This window comes from Staphylococcus caledonicus (genome assembly GCF_016238465.1).
GTDB lineage: Bacteria > Bacillota > Bacilli > Staphylococcales > Staphylococcaceae > Staphylococcus > Staphylococcus caledonicus.
In genome coordinates this window covers 920,902-939,282 of sequence record NZ_JABTXV010000001.1, presented here as the reverse complement: position 1 = coordinate 939,282, position 18,381 = coordinate 920,902, and the positions used below count along the sequence as shown (strand labels likewise).

Here is an 18,381-nt window from a genome sequence, read left to right as displayed (position 1 = left end):
CTATTTTGTTAAAATAAATAGGTATTGAATATAAAGAAATTTCAATTAGGAGATTGGTTATGAAAACAACGATTAAACAAGCAAAACAATATCTTAACCAAGAAGTAACAATTGGCGCTTGGTTAACTAATAAACGTTCTAGTGGTAAAATTGCCTTCTTACAATTACGTGATGGCAGTGGTTTCATGCAAGGAGTAGTAGTTAAGTCTGAAGTTGATGAAGAAACTTTCCAATTAGCTAAAGAGATTACTCAAGAATCTTCATTATACCTGACTGGGGTTATTACAGAAGATAATCGTTCAGATTTAGGTTATGAAATGCAAGTTAAATCTATAGAGGTTATCCATGAAGCACACGATTACCCTATTACTCCAAAAAATCATGGTACTGAATTCTTAATGGACCACCGTCATTTATGGTTACGTTCTAAGAAACAACATGCAGTTATGAAAATTAGAAATGAAATCATTAGAGCAACATATGAATTCTTTAATGACAATGGATTTACAAAAATAGATCCTCCGATCTTAACTGCAAGTGCACCAGAGGGTACAAGTGAGCTTTTCCATACAAAATATTTTGATGAAGATGCATTCTTATCACAAAGTGGTCAATTATACATGGAAGCTGCTGCTATGGCACATGGCCGTGTGTTCTCATTTGGTCCAACTTTTAGAGCAGAAAAATCTAAAACACGACGTCATTTAATTGAATTTTGGATGATTGAACCTGAAATGGCGTTTACAAATCACGCTGAAAGCTTAGAAGTTCAAGAACAATATGTCGCACACGTTGTTCAATCAGTTTTAAAAAACTGTAAATTAGAGTTAAAAGCGTTAGATAGAGATACTAGTAAATTAGAAAAAGTAGCAACACCATTCCCAAGAATTTCTTATGATGATGCGGTCAAATTCTTAAAAGAAGAAGGGTTTGATGATATTGAATGGGGCGAAGATTTCGGTGCGCCTCATGAAACAGCTATTGCAAATCATTATGATTTACCAGTATTTATCACAAATTATCCAACTAAAATTAAACCATTTTATATGCAACCAAATCCTGAAAATGAAGATACAGTATTGTGTGCAGATTTAATAGCACCAGAAGGTTATGGTGAAATCATCGGTGGTTCTGAACGTATAAACGATTTAGAATTACTAGAACAACGTATTGATGAACATCATTTAGACCCTGAAAGCTATAATTACTATTTAGATTTACGTCGTTACGGTAGTGTACCTCATAGTGGATTTGGATTAGGTTTAGAACGTACTGTAGCTTGGATTTCAGGTGTTGATCATGTAAGAGAAACATCTCCATTCCCACGTTTATTAAATCGTTTATATCCATAAGATTTATATAATATTGAGCCTGGGACATTTATCTTGAAATGTTCTAGGCTTATTCATTTAGGAGTAAATCATTCAACAAACGTTAATGATTACTTTTAAATTGTTAGTAGATATTTATTAAAAAAGGGGGTAATATCTTGGATAAATTGCAACTTAAAACTCGTCCGGTAGTGGTTAGACGAGAATTATTTGACCATTACGATGAATTAGGACTGTCCGAGAAAGATTTAGTCATCTTAATTAAACTAATATATGCCTCTGAAACTTCAAATAAACAACCGTCTATTGAATTTTTAAAAAGAGGTTCTAACATGGAACCCCGTGAAGTAACTTCTGTCATCCAACATTTAATACAACGAGATTTATTACAACTTCAAGTAAAAAAGGATGAAGAAGGCAAATTTACAGAATACATGAATTTAGATAGCTTTTATGACAAATTAAATAAAATATTAATTCAAGAAGAAACAGATAATAAGCAATCAACTTCTCAACAAAATTTCAAAGACTTATTCCAGTATATTGAACAATTATTTGCTAGACCTTTATCACCATATGAAATTGAAACTTTGAATCAATGGATAGATGTCGACCAACACGATTTTTCTTTAATACGTGCAGCATTAGATGAAGCTTATAGTCATGATAAACTTAGCTTTAAATACGTGGACCGTATATTATTAAACTGGAAGAAAAACAATGTAACGACAACTGAAGAATCCAAAAAAATAAGGGAAAAATTCAATCAACCCAAAATGAAGCATACAGTTACACACGTCCCTAAATTTGACTGGTTAAATGGAGAGAACTTAGATGATAAGTAAGAAAAAGGCACTCGAAATGATTGATGTAATTGCCGATATGTTTCCTGATGCGCAATGTGAATTAAAACATGATAATGCTTTTGAATTAACAATTGCTGTGCTACTCTCTGCTCAATGTACCGATAACTTGGTGAATAAGGTTACTCGCTCACTTTTCAAGAAATATAAAACGCCTGAAGATTATCTAAATGTAGATATTGAAGAATTGCAAGAAGATATACGCTCTATAGGTTTATATCGTAATAAATCTAAAAATATACAAAAACTTTGTCGTTCTCTTTTGGATAAATTTGATGGGCATATACCTCAAACGCATAAAGAACTTGAAAGTCTTGCAGGAGTTGGGCGTAAAACAGCAAATGTAGTGATGAGCGTGGCGTTTGATGAACCATCATTAGCAGTAGATACCCATGTTGAACGTGTATCCAAAAGGTTAGGTATTAATCGTTGGAAAGATAATGTCACTCAAGTTGAAGATCGTTTATGTGATATTATTCCACGTGAACGTTGGAGTAAAAGCCACCATCAGCTTATCTTTTTCGGTCGTTATCACTGTATTGCTCGTAAGCCTAAATGTGATATTTGCCCTTTACTTGAAGATTGTAGAGAAGGGCAAAAGCGTATGAAAGTATAACTAAAGGAAGCTTGATAAGATGATTAATAAACAAGAATTTGAAGATATTGAAGCACAACTTGATGTATTTTCTAGTCAAAGAGCTTTAAAAAGTCCTGAAGCTAAACCTATAATTGATAAATACTTTGAACTTATTATTCAATTCTTTAAACAAATTAATGAAATTGAATATATTAATTTTGAAGATTTGAATGAATATCCGGTCGTTCCTATGAATTTTGAAGAACGATACAACTACATGTTAGCTAGAAAATATCACTTTATGGGATACAGTCAGATGAAAACATTGAAAAATGAACTAATTAAAATGAATGCTTCATACCAAATTAGAAAAAAACGTCGCAATTAAAAAGAAAGCTTTTTACAATAACAACATGTTTTAAGACCAATAGGTTTAACCATGTCGTGAAATTATTGTAAAAAGCTTTTTCGTTTATATAATTATTTTCATCAAAAAAGGAGCCTAAGCGCAATGCTTAAGCTCCTTTAGTTATGCTATATTATGATGATTTTTTTACATCAAATATACTATTCAAATGGAAAATGTTAGATAATGTGCCGCCTACACTGTTACTGCTTTGTGTAGTAGAGTTAGTAGAGTTGTTATTTGTAGTTGAAGTAGAGCCGTTAGATGAACTGTTTGAGTTACCTGAATTGCTTGAACTACTTGAACTGCTTGAGCTACTTGATGAGCTTGAACTACTTGAATCTCCGCTATCGCTAGATCCATTACTACCATACACTTTACGGTTAGTTGTATTATCATCAGGATGACCACTTACAGATAAGTCATCTGCATCAGAACCATTAACTGAATCTGGTTTTTTGAAGTCACCATCACTACTTGATGTGATATCAGACATTACATCCTCATATAAATATTGTGGATATTCTTGTTCTGAATGTCCTAAGAATGAGTTTGTTCCGCCTTCTTTAATTTCACTGAATCCCATCCATATTGACATAGTATATTTAGGAGTGAACCCGTTAATCCAAACATCTTTAGCTGCGTTATCTGGTAAGTTATATTGTTGGTTAACTTCAGTACCATAAGTACTAGTACCAGTTTTAGCACCCATTGTAACACCAGATACGCCATGACCGTATGCAGAACCATAAGCTTTAAATGTACCAGTTAACATTTCAGCTAACATGTAAGACGTGTAGTCTTTCATAGCTTTATGACTCGTATGGTCAAATTCGATAGTGTCATCATCAGCAGTTACGACTTTTTGAATAGAGTGTGCATTATTATAAGTACCACCATTCGCAATTGAAGCGAAAGCTGAAGCTAATTGAGTAGGTGAGAACTCAGATGCGCCACCACCTAATACATCTGCAGGACCAAGATCACTTTGATAATCTAGGCCAACATTTGATGCAAAGTCTTTAACTGCATCTTTACCAGCGTTAGAGTTAACGCTTTGCCAAGTTTTTAATGCTGGAATGTTGAAACTTTGTCTTAAAGCATCATACGCTGTAACGTCACCATGACCCTTAGCATCATAGTTTTGGAACGTACCGCCAGCAATAGAATAACTTGATTCATCTTGAATAGAATGGTTTGTAGCCCATTGCATATTTTCAATGGCTGGACCATATGCTAAGAATGGTTTTAATGATGAACCTGTTAGATGTGCGTCTGTTGCAGCATTATTATCAACAACATCTTTAAAGTTACGGCCACCTGAAATTGCTACAAGGCCACCAGTTTTACTATCAAGAATTGTTGATCCAACTCGTTGGTCATCATTTTTATAGTAGTTACCATTATTAATACGATCTTGTAATGTTTTTTGAACGTCTTTGTCCATGTTAGTGTAGATTTTAATACCACTTTGTAATAAATCACTTAAATTTTTGTTTTTAAAGTGTTTATTATTCATTAACTCAGATTTAACAAAGTTAACATATGAGTCGTATTCAGAATCTTCATTATTTGTACCAATTTGACGTTCTTTAGTACTACGTTTTACTAAATTATCTTCTAATGAGATTTTTTTAGCATCTTTCCATTCTTTATCAGTAATTCTGTGGTGATAGTGCATTAAGTATAATACTGTATCTTTACGACTCTCAGCTTGTTTAGGATTATCGTAAATATTATAAAGGTTTGGAACTTGTGGTAATCCAGCTAAGTATGCTTTTTCAGCTAAATTTAAATCTTTTAAATCTTTGTCGAAGTAATATTTAGCTGCAGCTTTAACACCGTACACACCGTCAGAGTAATAAATTTTATTTAAGTACATTTGGAAGATTTCATCCTTACTGTACTCTTGCTCTAAACGATAAGATAGGTATGCTTCTTGAGCTTTACGACCGATTGATTTTTCTTCACTAAGGAAAGCACGTTTAACTACTTGTTGAGTTAAAGTTGAAGCACCCTGTGAACCAAAACCACCTGTCAAGTTTTTACCAACTGCGCCGAACAAACGTTTATAGTCTAATGCACCGTGGTCATAGAAACGATTATCCTCAGTTGCTAATACAGCATTTCTCATGTCTTTAGGTACTTCTTTCAAATCAACATGTTCTCTTCTTGCGCCGTTATCTAATTTTTTAACCAAATCACCGTTTTTGTCATAAATTTCCGCCGGTTTAGGGTCTTGTAATTTAGATTCAGTAAATGCTGGAGCTTTCCAAGCATAATACGCAAATAACAAAATACCTAGTAGAGCTAATACGATAAAAGCAATTAATAAAAAGCCTATTATTTTAATAATCGTTCTTTTAACACTCTTATTCTTTTTTGCTTTGGATTTCCCATTTTTACCGTTTTTCGGCTGAGAAGATCCTTTATTCTCCGTCATACGCGGTCCTCACTTTCATCTAATATCAACTTATCAACAACTTTGAGGTAATCTAATCTTGGTTGATATTGATAAGGAATATAGTAACTATTTTTTCTTATTTCTTCAACTGTTATTGATTTTTTTATTTCATTTTTATATCTATCCCAAAATTTTTGAAATCTTGAAAAGGGTAATAAATATATTTCATCAAGCGTTTTGAACCTTATTAATAGAAACACAATACCTTTTTGAAGATAAGCGTTTTTCATATGTTCAACCTGATGATCATGAATATTATTCAAAGGAAAAGAAGTTTTGTTCTTCGTTTCTTTTGCTTCAAAATCAATATAATGACCTTGATAAACGCCATTGTAGTCAGTCGTTGAAGGTGTACGAAAATAGGCTTCATTTATAACAGCCTTACTTCGTTTGGGATAATGAACATTAACAATTTGTACTGGCGTAGGTTTTTTATGAATAACCGCTTTGCCATGTTTTAAGTAAAAATCGTTTGATAGTTCAATATCTTTTTCAAGAGACATACCTCGACTACCATACTCTATCTTACTAGAGTTAGAAGAAGAATTTCTTCCGGCCTTAGTCGTATTTACCTTGAAAGGTTTCCCATTAGGATAATTCACTGTATTCACCACACTAGTTTGGTTAACTATAGTAGAACGAAACTCAACCATTATACCATTAAATAATTAAGTATTCCTTTCTACATACTTATCCCTAGTCCTACACTGTAAACCGTTATTACTGTAAGTAGGGCAGCCAAACCATTATTAGACAATAACAAAAATAATTTATAAAGACCTAGACGATTATTTTCATTATTAACTTTCTTTATTTTAACGTGCTTTACCCGTTAAAACAATATTTCCTTTAATTTAAGATAGTACAACTACATGACGCTTCCTTTTAATTATGATAAATTATAGTGAAGTAGGAGGCGTCTTTATGTATGAACTTATTAATGAGATGTTACTTGAACTTTACACCATAGAAAGACGCTATAATGAAGTAAAAGTTACAAATCAAGACTTTGATTTTTATGAAACAGTGTATCCCTACGCACAACGTATTGATAAAAAATTACAAGATTTAACTAAATATAAGGATGAGATTATTAATTTACCTTATATGAATAGTAAAAAATTTGATTTATTAATCAACACCATTAAAGAATTATCGGTGGATTGTCATTTTCAAAGAACAAGTAGAAAGTTATTTACTGAAAAATTAAAAGCTGTTAATTATGATTTAAATTATATACTTCAAAGTAGTAAGGAAGAGTGAGGTTCTTAATTTGAAAACGGTGTATGTAACTGGGTACAAATCTTTTGAATTGAATATTTTCAAAGAAGATATACCGGAAGTAACTTATCTAAAAGCTTTTATCAAACATAAATTAGAACAGTATTTAGATGAAGGGTTAGAATGGGTGCTAATTCAAGGTCAAATAGGTATTGAGCTTTGGACCGCTGAAGTAGTCATTGAACTTCGTGAATCTTATCCCGATTTAAAATTAGGCATAATTACTCCATTTTATGGACATACTTCTAAATGGAACGAACAAAACCAAGCTAAATATAATAAAATAGCTCAAGAAGCTGATTTTTTAGAAAGTGTACATCATACTGAATATGAAGGACCGCACCAATTTAAACAAACTGATCAATTTATGTTAGACCATTCTGATATGTCATTACTAATTTATGACGAAGAACAAGAGGGAAGCCCTAAATTCTTCAAAAGGATGTTAGTTGATTTTATGAAAAAAACAAACTATACTTGTGATATTGTGGCGTTTGATGAACTCACTGAATTTATAAATGACTTACAGTGGGAACAATATCAAAGTTTCGAATGAGGTGGAAAAAATGGCAGATGTTTCTTTAAAACTTTCAGCAAAAGATATCTATGAAAAAGATTTCGAGAAAACAATGGCCCGTGGCTATCGTCGCGAAGAAGTGGATGCTTTTTTAGATGATATTATTACTGATTATCAAAAAATGGCTGATATGAATAATGAAGTTGTAAAATTATCTGAAGAAAATAACAAATTAAAAAAAGAAGTTGAAGAGTTAAGATTAAGAGTTGCAACATCAAGACCTTCTGATAACAAATCTTTCTCTTCAAATAATACGAGTTCATCGAACAATGTAGATATTTTAAAAAGAATTTCTAATCTTGAAAAAGCTGTTTTTGGTAAATAATATTAGATTGGGTTCGTTGATTCAAAACAAGGCTATATTTAAAATGGTAGTTAATTTACCTTATTAAATATATTGCCTAGAAATTATCTGTTATAGTATTTAAAACTGTGTTATAATCGCAAAAGTGATATTTTGGGTAATCGCTATAGAAATATAGAGGAAAGTCCATGCTCACACAGTCTGAGATGACTGTAGTGTTCGTGCTTGATGAAACAATAAATCAAGGCATTAATTTGACGGCAACGAAATAACCTACGTCTCAGGATATGGTTAGAATAGTTTGAAAGTGCCACAGTGACGTAGTCTTTATAGAAATATAAAGGGTGGAACGCGGTAAACCCCTCGAGTGAGCAATCCAAATTAGGTAGGAGCACTTGTTTAGCGGAATTCAACGTATAAACGAGACGTCTTTATTCATTTAATAAAGATTTGTAGACAGATGGTTACCACCTGAGTACCAGTACAACTAGTGTACGTTATGAGTACAATGGTACAGAACATGGCTTACAGAAATATCATGACTAGTTTAGCTCTCCATTTAACGGGAGAGCTTTTATTTTTTGTAAATATACATAACTAAATCAAATTCTGTTAACATAAAAATTAATCATATAAATAAAGGAGATAAGTGGATGTTTCAATTACTTGCGGTATGTCCGATGGGTTTAGAAGCGATTGTCGCTAAAGAAGTACAAGAACTTGGTTATGAAACACAAGTTGAAAATGGTCGTATTTTTTTTGAAGGTGATGCTAAAGCAATTGTAAAGTGTAATCTATGGTTGCGTACAGCTGACCGAATTAAAATCGTTGTAGGTCGTTTTGAGGCAAAAACATTTGATGAGCTTTTCGAACAAACAAAAGCATTGCCTTGGGAAAACATTATAGATAAAGAAGGGCAGTTTCCTGTTCAAGGACGTAGTGTTAAATCTACGCTTTATAGCGTGCCTGACTGCCAAGCGATTACTAAAAAAGCGATTGTTGAACGTTTAAAACATGCTTATAACGAAAAAGGTTGGTTAAATGAAAGTGGCGCAAAATATCCTGTAGAAGTCTCTATATTAAAAGATAATGTTCTATTAACTATTGATACTTCAGGTTCTGGCTTGAACAGACGAGGTTATCGTTTAGCGCAAGGTGAGGCACCTATTAAAGAAACACTAGCTGCTAGTCTAGTTCGCTTAGCAAACTGGAAAGGTGATACGCCATTTATCGATCCTTTCTGTGGTTCTGGGACAATCGCGATTGAAGCATGTCTAATTGCTCAAAATATCGCTCCAGGATTCAATCGAGACTTTGTATCAGAAGAATGGAATGTTATGCCTCCAAATATTTATGATGAAATGCGTGACGAAGCTGACAAACAGGCTGATTATGATAAGCCCGTACAAGTATATGCTTCAGATATTGACCCTGAAATGATAGACATTGCCAAACGTAACGCTGAAGAAGTCGGTCTAGGTGATATTATTCAATTTAGTGTTAAAGATGTTAATACACTTACTATTGATAGTGAAGAACCTATGGCGCTTGTAGGCAACCCGCCATATGGTGAACGTATTGGTGATAGAGAAGAAGTTGAAGAAATGTATCGTTATATTGGTAAATTAATGAAAGATCATCCTTATCTTTCAACTTATATTCTGACAAGTAACAAAGAATTTGAGTATTTAGTTAATAAAAAAGCCACTAAACGACGTAAACTATTTAATGGTTATATTGAATGTACTTATTATCAATATTGGGGCGAAAGATTCAACAAATAATAAATATAATACTGCATGATTAATAACAATAAATATTGAGTATATTTTTTATTAAATTTGTAAATTTTTCTTAACTAATTAGATAATATTTAATTAATTTAAACAATTTATTAGCACTCTTAATATTACTGATGTAAAGTAGTATTAAGAGTGTTTCATTATATATAACATAACTCAATATCACATCTTAGTTGGGAGAGAAAAATATGCAAACTATTTTAATTATTGGTGCTAACGGAAAAGTCTCAATGGAGGCTACTAAAATATTTCTAGAAGATTCTAATTTTAATGTTGATTTATTTTTAAGAAATGCACATCGTCTACCAGACTATGCTTCAAATAGAATAACTGTTTATGAAGGTGATGCTAAAAATGTTGAAGATTTAGAACAAGCATTAGATAACGTGGATATTGTTTTTGCTAGCTTATCAGGTTCATTGGATATCGAAGCTAAAGCAATTATAGACGCTATGAATAGCAAAAATGTCCAACGTTTAATATTTATTGCTGCTCCAGGCATTTATGATGAATTACCACCGAAGTTTAACGAATTTAATAAAGAACAATTTGGCGATAAGTTAGTTAAATATCGTAAAGCGAGTGATATTATCGAAGATTCTAACATAGATTACACTATCATTCGTCCAGCTTGGTTAACTTTCAAAAACGAAACTGATTACGAAGTAACAGATAAAAACTCAGAATTTAAAGGGACAGAAGTTTCAAGACGTAGTGTTGCCAGCTTGGCTGTTCGAATTGCTAAAAATCCTGAACTATATTTAAAACAAAATATCGGTGTCAATAAACCTAATACTGATGGTGACAAACCGGCTTGGTTTAACTAGTAATCTATATATTTGTTTCATCCCCCCAATATGATAAAATTTAATCAATGAAATCAAACAAGGGTGAAGGCTTTGATTTTACCATTCTAACTATATAAGAATTAATAATCTTTCAATTAAAATTTGATAGTGTTTTAATTCTTTTACAATAATAATGACTAAAGTGAAAAGCATGCCTAAGGTGGGGTTTTTTATTTTAGTCAATTATTGCATAATTAATTAGCCTGAAAAATTGCAATCATGAAGATATGCACTGGTTAATTTTCATTATATTTAGAATGATTGGATAAAGGGGATAGAAGCATGGCAAATCATGAACAATTAGATATTTTATATAAATTAAAAAAAGAAGTAGAAAAATCCAATAACACTGCTTTAATACATACAATCAATCAAGTGATTAAAAAAGTATATTTAAATCAATATACCGTTTCACTTGTTGGTCACTTTTCAGCTGGTAAATCAACACTTATAAATTTATTACTCGAACAAGATATACTACCTAGTTCTCCGGTACCTACCACGAGTAATACAGCCATAGTCTCTGTATCAGATGATAAAGGGATTATTGCTAATTTAGAAAATCAACAATATACAAAATTAAAAACCTATGACGAAGTGAAGCAGATGAATCGTTTAAACGTGGATGTTGAATCTGTCGAAATTAAATTCCCATCTGCTAAATTTCATAATGGTTTTACGTTACAAGATACGCCAGGTATTGACTCTAATGTTGCTACGCATCAAACAACAACTGAACAATTCATGTATACGAGTAACATTTTGTTTTATACGGTAGATTACAACCATGTACAATCTGCGCTGAATTTCCAATTTATGAAACGTATGAATGATATTGGTATTCCAGTCATTTTTGTTATTAATCAAATTGATAAACATAATGAAGATGAAATTACTTTCCAAACTTTTAAAGAAAGTGTCAATCAATCCATTAATGACTGGGGTATTGATTTAACAAGAATTTTTTATGTCTCTAAATTTGACCATCCTGAAAATGAACTCCAACAATTATCGGACTATTTAGTGGAAAAAGATCACCATCGTGAGTCTATAGAAGACTATGTTAACCGTACTGTAAAATTTATTACTGAAGCTCAATTAGGATATATTCAAAACGAACTCCAAGATATACTAGATCAATTAAATATAAATGAAGATGAATTTGAACAGGCCTATGCGCAATTTAATCAGAATCAAGCAATTAGTGAAGAAGCTCAATTATTAAATAATCCTGACCAATTATTTAGCTTTTTAAAACAAAAACGTAAAGACATCTTAGAAAATGCTTATATTATGACGCATGATATGCGAGAGGATATTCGTTCATATTTAGAAAGTATGTCGTCTGAATTTAAAGTAGGCGGGTTATTTAACAAGAAAAAGAAAAAAGAAGAAGAACAACAAAATCGTCTAAAAATAGTAACCGAGAAATTACAAGATAAAGTCAATCAACAAGTACGTCAACCTTTAAGAGAAGATATGTCATTCCTGACACGTTTTATTAATAACACGAAGGTTAATAATGAAATTTTAAATCAACACTATGAAATCAGTAGTGACTTAATTTCAAATATATATCAACCGCAAACTAATATAAGCAATACTTATGTCTTAACTTTTAGCGATGACGTATTAAAAGCGATTAGTAACTATGTTGAAAAACAATCTAACCCATTATTCGAAAAAGCGATAAATAATACACAAGCAAATGAACTGTCTACAACTGAAAATGAAGATTTGCAAGTGTATGAACGTTTTATCGAAATTAAGAATTTAAGAGAATCATTAACCACTCAAAATTATCAACATTATTACATTCATATGGAAGATTCACTAGATAAATTAATCGGTAGAACTGAAGCAAATTATGATTTAAGCGAAAATGCTCTAAATAATAATTACGCAGATGATACATCCGCTAATACTCAAAGTGCAAGTTCAAAACAAGAAGTAGATATTCGAGCAGCGTTAGAGTTAGTTAAACCTGTTCCACTTTTCGAAAGAACAAAAAGCGATATAGAAGAAACGTTACAACGCCTTGATAATAAAGTGATTAAAATAGGTGTATTCGGAACATTTAGTGCTGGAAAAAGTAGTTTAATTAACGCATTATTAGGTGGTCAATATTTAGTAAGTTCTCCTAATCCTACAACGGCTGCTACTACAGAATTATCTTATGGAGACAATAGTAAAATCACGCTAAAAACTAAAGAACAATTACTTAATGAATTAAATCAAATGATTGAATACCATAATATTTCTTACGATTCTTTAGAAACATTTATCAACAGTGATATTGAAGCACTAAAACAAAAATTAGAAAAAAATCAGCTAGCTTTTATTAGTGCAGTAAAAAAACATTACTCAATGTATAACGAAATGTTAGAAGAAGGGGTTACCCACACTATTTCTCAAGAAGAAGTTAAGAAATGGAGTGCTAAAGATGAATACGCTACGTTTGTTAAAACAGTCCATCTTCACTTACCAATAGAATGGTTAAAAGGCAAAATCATTGTCGATTCATTAGGATTACATTCAAATAACCAACGCCATACAAACGAAACAGAACAAATTCTAACCTCTTCTGATTTAATTTTATATGTGAGTTATTTCAATCATTCATTTACAGATAACGATAAAGCGTTTATCGAACATATGAAAGATATGAATCAACTGAACGAAAATCAAGCTTTTAAAATGGTTATCAATGCTGTAGATTTAGCAGAGAATGAAAATGATTTAAATGCTGTTAAATACTATGTTAAAGATGCGTTAAATCAAACAAATTTAAATTCAGATATATTTGGTGTTTCTAGCAGACGTGCGTTACAAGACGGTGACGACAGTATCAATGAATTACGTGCAAGTATCCAACAGTTTGTGGAAATAGACTCTAAAACAATTTTAGAACAACAAATGATTAGTCAACTCGAACAAATGAGTCAATCATTCGATCAAATGATTAATGAATTCCATCATAATAAAGAGCAAATTACTGAACGCCAAAATAAATTAAACGCTTATAAGAATAAGCAACGTTTATCTAACCAATTACTTTTTACTAGTGAACAGCACACGACAAACGAAGTTGAAGATCAAATCTATCATTTAAATAAACGTTTAAAACTTCAATTATTAGATGACGTTAAAAGTATATATAACAGTCAAATGACTCAAAATAATGACTTTAATGCTGAAAAGAAAATTTCTTCTAAAGCATTCTTAGATCAGATTCATCAACGATTATATTTAGAACAAAGTTTATTAATCGAAAGAATTAAAAAGTACTTTAACCAACAGTTAAACGAACAAGTTGCACCTACTATTAAAAAATTAAATCAATTACATGTACTCGTACACCCAGATTTCGAAATTAAACCTAGTTTCGGTGATACAGCATACTTACGAATTGATTTAAATGATTTAATGGCAGTATTACCAAAACAACTTACTAAAAGAAAGATTCTAAATCCTAATTCACAACGTGAAATACAAGAAATGATTAGTCAAAATACACTTGAGTTGTTACAAAATCAACTAGGCGAACTCAGACAAGCTTTAATAGACTTTGTAGCAAAATTAACTGCAGTAGCTGAGGAACAATTTGTTGATATCGAACAAGATATTCAAGAACAGATCAATGATTTACTTTCATTTGATATGGATGATTCTTTAATTCAACAACTACAAGATGTTAATAAAGATTTAAATGCTTTAATAAAGTAGAAAGAAGGCACATTAAATGACACAACGTGTCCTATTAGTAGATGGCATGGCGTTACTATTCAGACATTTTTACGCCACTAGCTTACACAACCAATTTATGTACAATTCAGAAGGAATACCTACCAATGGAATTCAAGGGTTCGTACGTCATATTTTCACAGCAATTAAAGAAATTAATCCAAGCCATGTAGCGGTATGTTGGGATATGGGTCAAGATACTTTCAGAAATGAAATGTATGACATGTATAAACAAAACCGAGCTGCACCACCTGATGAGCTCATTCCTCAGTTTAATTATGTAAAAGAAATATCAGAACAATTTGGTTTCGTGAACGTTGGCGTTACTAATTATGAAGCTGATGATGTGATAGGCACTTTAGCGAAAGCTTACTCAACTGATAATGAAGTTCATATTATCACGGGGGATAAAGATATATTACAATGTATCAATGATAATGTAGAAGTTTGGTTAATCAAAAAAGGATTTACTATTTATAACCGTTATACACTTTCTAGATTTATTGAAGAATATGAATTAAATCCGCTTCAACTTATCGATATTAAAGCATTTATGGGGGATTCAGCTGATGGTTATCCTGGTGTAAAAGGAATAGGGGAAAAGACAGCGCTTAAGTTAATTCAAACTTACGGAAGTGTGGACAATGTTCTTGAACATCTTGACCAGCTTACACCGGCACAACAAAAAAAGATTAATAATGATAAAGAGAATTTAATACTCTCTAAGCAACTTGCTGAAATCTATACAGAGGTTCCAATTGATACTGAAGAATTGTATAACGAAATGACGTATGCACATTCACTTAATCATATTCTTTCAATTTGTAATGAACACGAATTATATATTTCAGGTAAATATATTTCATCGAACCTTTAAGCTATTATTGAATAAATTGTTCTAATAAAAGCTATTTAATGCATATAAAAATGCTCTCATTCAAACGTTTAACGTTGATGAGAGCATTTAGTATATGGTTTAAAGTTATTTCTTAGTTATTTTATATAAGAATTGTTGTGCTAATTGGTTTGCTTCTTTATTTTGATCACGAGGGACCCATTTTACAAACAATAATTCAAAACTATGTTCTAAAATTTCCATATTTTCAAAGTAGGGCTTAAAGCGAATATTTTTCACATAACCTTGATTCACGCTATCTTCAATTAACTTAGAATCTGTATACAATAAAGCGTTAGTCACGTTTAATTCACGAGCATGTTCTAGCGCATGGATAAGGGCAGCCCATTCCGCGCTATGATTGTCTAATATACCTAGCTCATGAGTAAAAGTATGTTTCATATCATCTTCTTTAATAACTATCCCACAAGTGCTTATGCCAGGATTACCACTCGATGCTGCATCAAAATAAATTTTCGCCATATTATAACACCTTTTCGAAAAGTAGATTTATTCTAATAATAAAGTGAGACTGAGACATTAATACTTTGTGCATGCGAACATCGGTAAATGATGTCACAACCTCACTATTAATTAATATCCTTCATCTAATTTATGAATATGTCCTTTACGATACATTGATTTGGCAATATATCCAAATGGAACATTGAATATAGTTGACAGTAATTTAAGGAAATATGTCGTGATAAAGATTTGGAAAACTACTGTTGCCGGTAATGTACCAACAAATGCAATAGTGACAAATAACGCAGTATCTATAATAGAACTTAAGATAGTACTACCATAAGCTCTAATAATAAATGTTTTATCTGAGTTAAATATCTTCTTAATTGCTGAAAATATAAATACATCCACGTGTTGACCAATAATGTAAGCAACAATAGAACCAAGTGCTATTCTAGGGACAAGATCAAAAATAGTTGAAAGTGACTTTTGCGCCATATCTTCAGGGGCAGGTATAAAATGCAGTGACATTTGCATTACGATAATCATTACTAATGTAGATGAAAATCCTAACCAAACTGCACGTTTAGCCACCTTACGTCCATAGATGTCATTTAAAATATCTGTTGCTAGATAAATCGAAGCAAACATTACATTACCTAATGTAGCTGAAATACCAAAAATATCTACAGTCTTTATTACTTGGATATTCGCAATAACTGTACCGATTGCTACCCAAGCAAGCAAACCATGCTTCCCAAAACAACGAAACATTATAACCATTAAAATAAAAGTAACTAAAAATGTAGCTACTCCAAAGATTTCATTATACATGATTGTCCTCCTAAATTTTGATAGTGCGGGTGTTTAGAAACCGCAAAACAACTTATTCATTTTATATTAAAAGTTATCTTGTTGCAATAGGTCTCATAATAATTGAAAAACTAGGAGTCTGGTCCATTAATATAACAATGGTCTAGACTCTAGTATTGGCAGTAGTTGTCTAAGATGAAGGTGCGTTCGAGCCTCACTGCCTTCATTTCTAGTCAACCTTGCCGGGGCGGGACTACGAAATCTTTGAAATTACATTAGATTTCAGTCCCGCTCCCTAGATTACTTTCCCGTTCCCTATTATTTCAAAATAAATACAAAGTAAGTTATAATAATTTCATGCTTATAATAAACGAAATTGTGTACAAGGAGTGACTGTTATACTTACACATTCCGAACAAAAAGCAATTGATAAAATTGATGATTTAATGAATACTTATTGCAATAACTGTTTACTTAAAAAACACATTAGAAAAACTGAAGGTAAGACACAAGCACATCACTTTTGTATTTCTGAATGTTCAATTGGTAAACAGATTAAACAATTAGGAAATGAACTTCAATAGGAGGTAATTGAATATGCAAATCGTATCAATCGAAGAAACACCAAATCATAATACAATGAAGATTAACTTAAACGAAAAAAGAGAAGATAATAAATCTAACACATTTACTTCTGCTAAAGAGGGACAACCTGATTTTATTAACCGATTATTTGAAATCGAAGGTGTAAAGTCAGTTTTTTATGTTATGGATTTTATCTCAGTAGATAAAGATGATGACGCAGATTGGGATGACTTACTACCTAAAATCCAATCCACTTTCGAATAATATTTCAATCTAGAAAGGGGAAGCATATGGAAATTTTACGTGTCGAGCCAACGCCAAGTCCAAATACTATGAAAATAGTACTATCAGAAAAAAGAGAAGATAATAAATCTAATACTTACACTGAAACTAGTACAGAACATCCCAATTTCATCAATGACTTACTAGCACTTGACGGTGTAAAATCTATTTTTTATGTTATGGACTTCTTAGCTATCGATAAACAACCTAAAGCTAAATGGGAAGATGTATTACCTGATATTACATCTACGTTGAATAAGGAAGAAACTTCTTTAGAATCTTATCAACCAGATGATCATTTTGGAGAAATTAAAGCAGAAGTTTTAACTTTCAAAGATATTCCTTATCAAATCAAACTGACGTCTTCAACTGAAGAGCAACGTAAGCAACTACCTGATGAGTATGTTGATAGTATGTTAAAAGCACAAAAAGAAGGCGACAACATTGTATTTTTACGTAAGTGGCAAGATTTAGGTGTTCGTTATGGGGACCTTGAACAAGTTATGAATGATGTATATGAGGAAGTAATTGCCTTGTATCCTACTCATAGAATCGAAGAATTAGTCAATATAGCTTTATCTCAAGATATTATCGTGCCTCAACAACAATATAAACACGTCACTTTAGAAGAGTATAATGAAACAACTAATTGGAAAACACGTTTACGTATGTTGAAAGATTTTCCAACGCCTACTATGGATGATACGCCACTATTACAACAAGCTTTAAAAGAAGATAAGGCACCACTTAGACGTCAAGCAGTTGTCCTATTAGGAATGATTGAAACTAAAGACGTACTTCCATACTTGTACGAAGGTTTAAACGATAAAAGTCCGGCCGTAAGACGTACTGCAGGAGATTGTCTTAGTGATTTAGGATTCAAGGAAGCATTACCAGAAATGGAAAAGGCACTTGATGATCCACAAAAAATCGTTCGTTGGAGAGCAGCAATGTTTATTTTTGATGAAGGTGGAAAAGCTCAATTAAACGCCTTAAAATCACACGTAGATGACCCTGCGTACGAAGTGAAATTACAGATAGAAATGGCTATTTCTCGCATTGAAAATGGGGATGCAGCTTTAGGATCTGTATGGAAACAAATAGCCAATCGAAATAAAACTAGTGAAAACAATTAAGCTAATCA

At 31.8% G+C, this 18,381-nt stretch carries 18 protein-coding genes and 1 other RNA gene; 15 read left to right on the top strand and 4 right to left on the bottom strand.

Annotated features, from left to right (window positions below; translation table 11 throughout):
- Positions 1-59 precede the first annotated feature (59 nt).
- The 4 genes from asnS to HS848_RS04680 all read left to right on the top strand — a co-directional run bounded on the left by asnS (position 60) and on the right by HS848_RS04680 (position 3,159).
- A complete protein-coding gene (gene asnS, locus HS848_RS04695) occupies positions 60-1,352 on the top strand; it encodes an asparagine--tRNA ligase (RefSeq protein WP_198611434.1) in 1,293 nt (430 codons plus the stop codon).
- 137 nt (positions 1,353-1,489) lie between these two features.
- A complete protein-coding gene (locus HS848_RS04690; protein WP_198611433.1) occupies positions 1,490-2,176 on the top strand; it encodes a DnaD domain-containing protein in 687 nt (228 codons plus the stop codon).
- A complete protein-coding gene (gene nth / locus HS848_RS04685; protein WP_198611432.1) occupies positions 2,166-2,810 on the top strand; it encodes an endonuclease III in 645 nt (214 codons plus the stop codon). The genes HS848_RS04690 and nth overlap by 11 nt, the downstream gene beginning before the upstream one ends.
- Positions 2,811-2,829: 19 nt before the next feature.
- The gene (locus tag HS848_RS04680; protein ID WP_198611431.1) at positions 2,830-3,159 is read left to right on the top strand and encodes a YpoC family protein; all 330 of its coding nucleotides are present in this window, start codon (positions 2,830-2,832) and stop codon (positions 3,157-3,159) included.
- A gap of 151 nt (positions 3,160-3,310) precedes the next feature.
- On the opposite strand, the gene HS848_RS04675 is transcribed toward HS848_RS04680, so the two are convergent.
- Together HS848_RS04675 and recU are read right to left on the bottom strand one after the other, a co-directional pair.
- Positions 3,311-5,620 carry a transglycosylase domain-containing protein gene (locus HS848_RS04675; RefSeq protein ID WP_198611430.1) on the bottom strand — a complete coding sequence of 770 codons (2,310 nt, stop codon included), beginning with the start codon at positions 5,618-5,620 and terminating at the stop codon, positions 3,311-3,313.
- Positions 5,617-6,243: a Holliday junction resolvase RecU gene (gene recU, locus HS848_RS04670; RefSeq protein WP_332871282.1), complete on the bottom strand. Its 627-nt coding sequence runs from the start codon at positions 6,241-6,243 to the stop codon at positions 5,617-5,619. Before recU ends, HS848_RS04675 begins: the two co-directional genes overlap by 4 nt.
- Before the next feature lie 322 nt (positions 6,244-6,565).
- Between recU and HS848_RS04665 the strand changes: the two genes are divergently transcribed.
- The 8 genes from HS848_RS04665 (at position 6,566) to HS848_RS04630 (ending at position 15,074) form a co-directional block, all read left to right on the top strand.
- Positions 6,566-6,904 carry a DUF1798 family protein gene (locus tag HS848_RS04665; protein ID WP_107508466.1) on the top strand — a complete coding sequence of 113 codons (339 nt, stop codon included), beginning with the start codon at positions 6,566-6,568 and terminating at the stop codon, positions 6,902-6,904.
- 10 nt (positions 6,905-6,914) lie between these two features.
- Positions 6,915-7,478, top strand: a complete 564-nt coding sequence (locus tag HS848_RS04660) for a DUF1273 domain-containing protein (protein ID WP_107508465.1) — start codon at positions 6,915-6,917, stop codon at positions 7,476-7,478.
- Positions 7,479-7,488: 10 nt separating this feature from the next.
- Positions 7,489-7,824: a cell division regulator GpsB gene (gene gpsB / locus HS848_RS04655; RefSeq protein WP_107508464.1), complete on the top strand. Its 336-nt coding sequence runs from the start codon at positions 7,489-7,491 to the stop codon at positions 7,822-7,824.
- Between the two features lie 128 nt (positions 7,825-7,952).
- Positions 7,953-8,336: RNase P RNA component class B (gene rnpB, locus HS848_RS04650), an RNA gene on the top strand.
- Positions 8,337-8,456: 120 nt separating this feature from the next.
- Complete coding sequence (locus HS848_RS04645; protein ID WP_198611428.1) at positions 8,457-9,587, top strand: THUMP domain-containing class I SAM-dependent RNA methyltransferase; 1,131 nt, start codon at positions 8,457-8,459, stop codon at positions 9,585-9,587.
- Between the two features lie 206 nt (positions 9,588-9,793).
- The gene (locus HS848_RS04640; protein WP_198611427.1) at positions 9,794-10,432 is read left to right on the top strand and encodes an SDR family oxidoreductase; all 639 of its coding nucleotides are present in this window, start codon (positions 9,794-9,796) and stop codon (positions 10,430-10,432) included.
- 303 nt (positions 10,433-10,735) lie between these two features.
- A complete protein-coding gene (locus tag HS848_RS04635) occupies positions 10,736-14,179 on the top strand; it encodes a dynamin family protein (RefSeq protein WP_198611426.1) in 3,444 nt (1,147 codons plus the stop codon).
- A gap of 16 nt (positions 14,180-14,195) precedes the next feature.
- Entirely contained in the window at positions 14,196-15,074 is an 879-nt protein-coding gene (locus tag HS848_RS04630) for a 5'-3' exonuclease (protein WP_198611425.1), read from the top strand.
- A gap of 105 nt (positions 15,075-15,179) precedes the next feature.
- Here the strand turns inward: HS848_RS04630 and HS848_RS04625 are convergent, their stop codons facing one another.
- Together HS848_RS04625 and HS848_RS04620 are read right to left on the bottom strand one after the other, a co-directional pair.
- Positions 15,180-15,575: a ribonuclease HI family protein gene (locus HS848_RS04625; RefSeq protein ID WP_107507910.1), complete on the bottom strand. Its 396-nt coding sequence runs from the start codon at positions 15,573-15,575 to the stop codon at positions 15,180-15,182.
- 111 nt (positions 15,576-15,686) lie between these two features.
- Positions 15,687-16,391 (bottom strand): queuosine precursor transporter, encoded by a 705-nt coding sequence (locus tag HS848_RS04620; RefSeq protein WP_198611424.1) that lies wholly within the window; start codon positions 16,389-16,391, stop codon positions 15,687-15,689.
- A 368-nt stretch (positions 16,392-16,759) separates the two neighbouring features.
- Between HS848_RS04620 and HS848_RS04615 the strand changes: the two genes are divergently transcribed.
- From HS848_RS04615 to HS848_RS04605, 3 genes are read left to right on the top strand one after another with little or no spacing between them, the layout of a single operon-like run.
- The gene (locus HS848_RS04615) at positions 16,760-16,954 is read left to right on the top strand and encodes a zinc-finger domain-containing protein (protein ID WP_198611423.1); all 195 of its coding nucleotides are present in this window, start codon (positions 16,760-16,762) and stop codon (positions 16,952-16,954) included.
- A 13-nt stretch (positions 16,955-16,967) separates the two neighbouring features.
- Complete coding sequence (locus HS848_RS04610) at positions 16,968-17,219, top strand: NifU N-terminal domain-containing protein (RefSeq protein ID WP_198611422.1); 252 nt, start codon at positions 16,968-16,970, stop codon at positions 17,217-17,219.
- A gap of 26 nt (positions 17,220-17,245) precedes the next feature.
- Positions 17,246-18,373, top strand: a complete 1,128-nt coding sequence (locus HS848_RS04605) for a conserved virulence factor C family protein (protein ID WP_198611421.1) — start codon at positions 17,246-17,248, stop codon at positions 18,371-18,373.
- The last annotated feature ends 8 nt before the right edge of the window (positions 18,374-18,381 follow it).

Bases quoted from the DNA above. Each gene is read 5' to 3' on its own strand.
- asnS (WP_198611434.1), top strand. From the start codon at position 60: ATGAAAACAACGATTAAACAAGCAAAACAATATCTTAACCAAGAAGTA.
- nth (WP_198611432.1), top strand. From the start codon at position 2,166: ATGATAAGTAAGAAAAAGGCACTCGAAATGATTGATGTAATTGCCGAT.
- HS848_RS04680 (WP_198611431.1), top strand. From the start codon at position 2,830: ATGATTAATAAACAAGAATTTGAAGATATTGAAGCACAACTTGATGTA.
- HS848_RS04675 (WP_198611430.1), bottom strand. From the start codon at position 5,620: ATGACGGAGAATAAAGGATCTTCTCAGCCGAAAAACGGTAAAAATGGG.
- HS848_RS04665 (WP_107508466.1), top strand. From the start codon at position 6,566: ATGTATGAACTTATTAATGAGATGTTACTTGAACTTTACACCATAGAA.
- gpsB (WP_107508464.1), top strand. From the start codon at position 7,489: ATGGCAGATGTTTCTTTAAAACTTTCAGCAAAAGATATCTATGAAAAA.
- HS848_RS04645 (WP_198611428.1), top strand. From the start codon at position 8,457: ATGTTTCAATTACTTGCGGTATGTCCGATGGGTTTAGAAGCGATTGTC.
- HS848_RS04640 (WP_198611427.1), top strand. From the start codon at position 9,794: ATGCAAACTATTTTAATTATTGGTGCTAACGGAAAAGTCTCAATGGAG.
- HS848_RS04635 (WP_198611426.1), top strand. From the start codon at position 10,736: ATGGCAAATCATGAACAATTAGATATTTTATATAAATTAAAAAAAGAA.
- HS848_RS04630 (WP_198611425.1), top strand. From the start codon at position 14,196: ATGACACAACGTGTCCTATTAGTAGATGGCATGGCGTTACTATTCAGA.
- HS848_RS04625 (WP_107507910.1), bottom strand. From the start codon at position 15,575: ATGGCGAAAATTTATTTTGATGCAGCATCGAGTGGTAATCCTGGCATA.
- HS848_RS04620 (WP_198611424.1), bottom strand. From the start codon at position 16,391: ATGTATAATGAAATCTTTGGAGTAGCTACATTTTTAGTTACTTTTATT.
- HS848_RS04610 (WP_198611422.1), top strand. From the start codon at position 16,968: ATGCAAATCGTATCAATCGAAGAAACACCAAATCATAATACAATGAAG.
- HS848_RS04605 (WP_198611421.1), top strand. From the start codon at position 17,246: ATGGAAATTTTACGTGTCGAGCCAACGCCAAGTCCAAATACTATGAAA.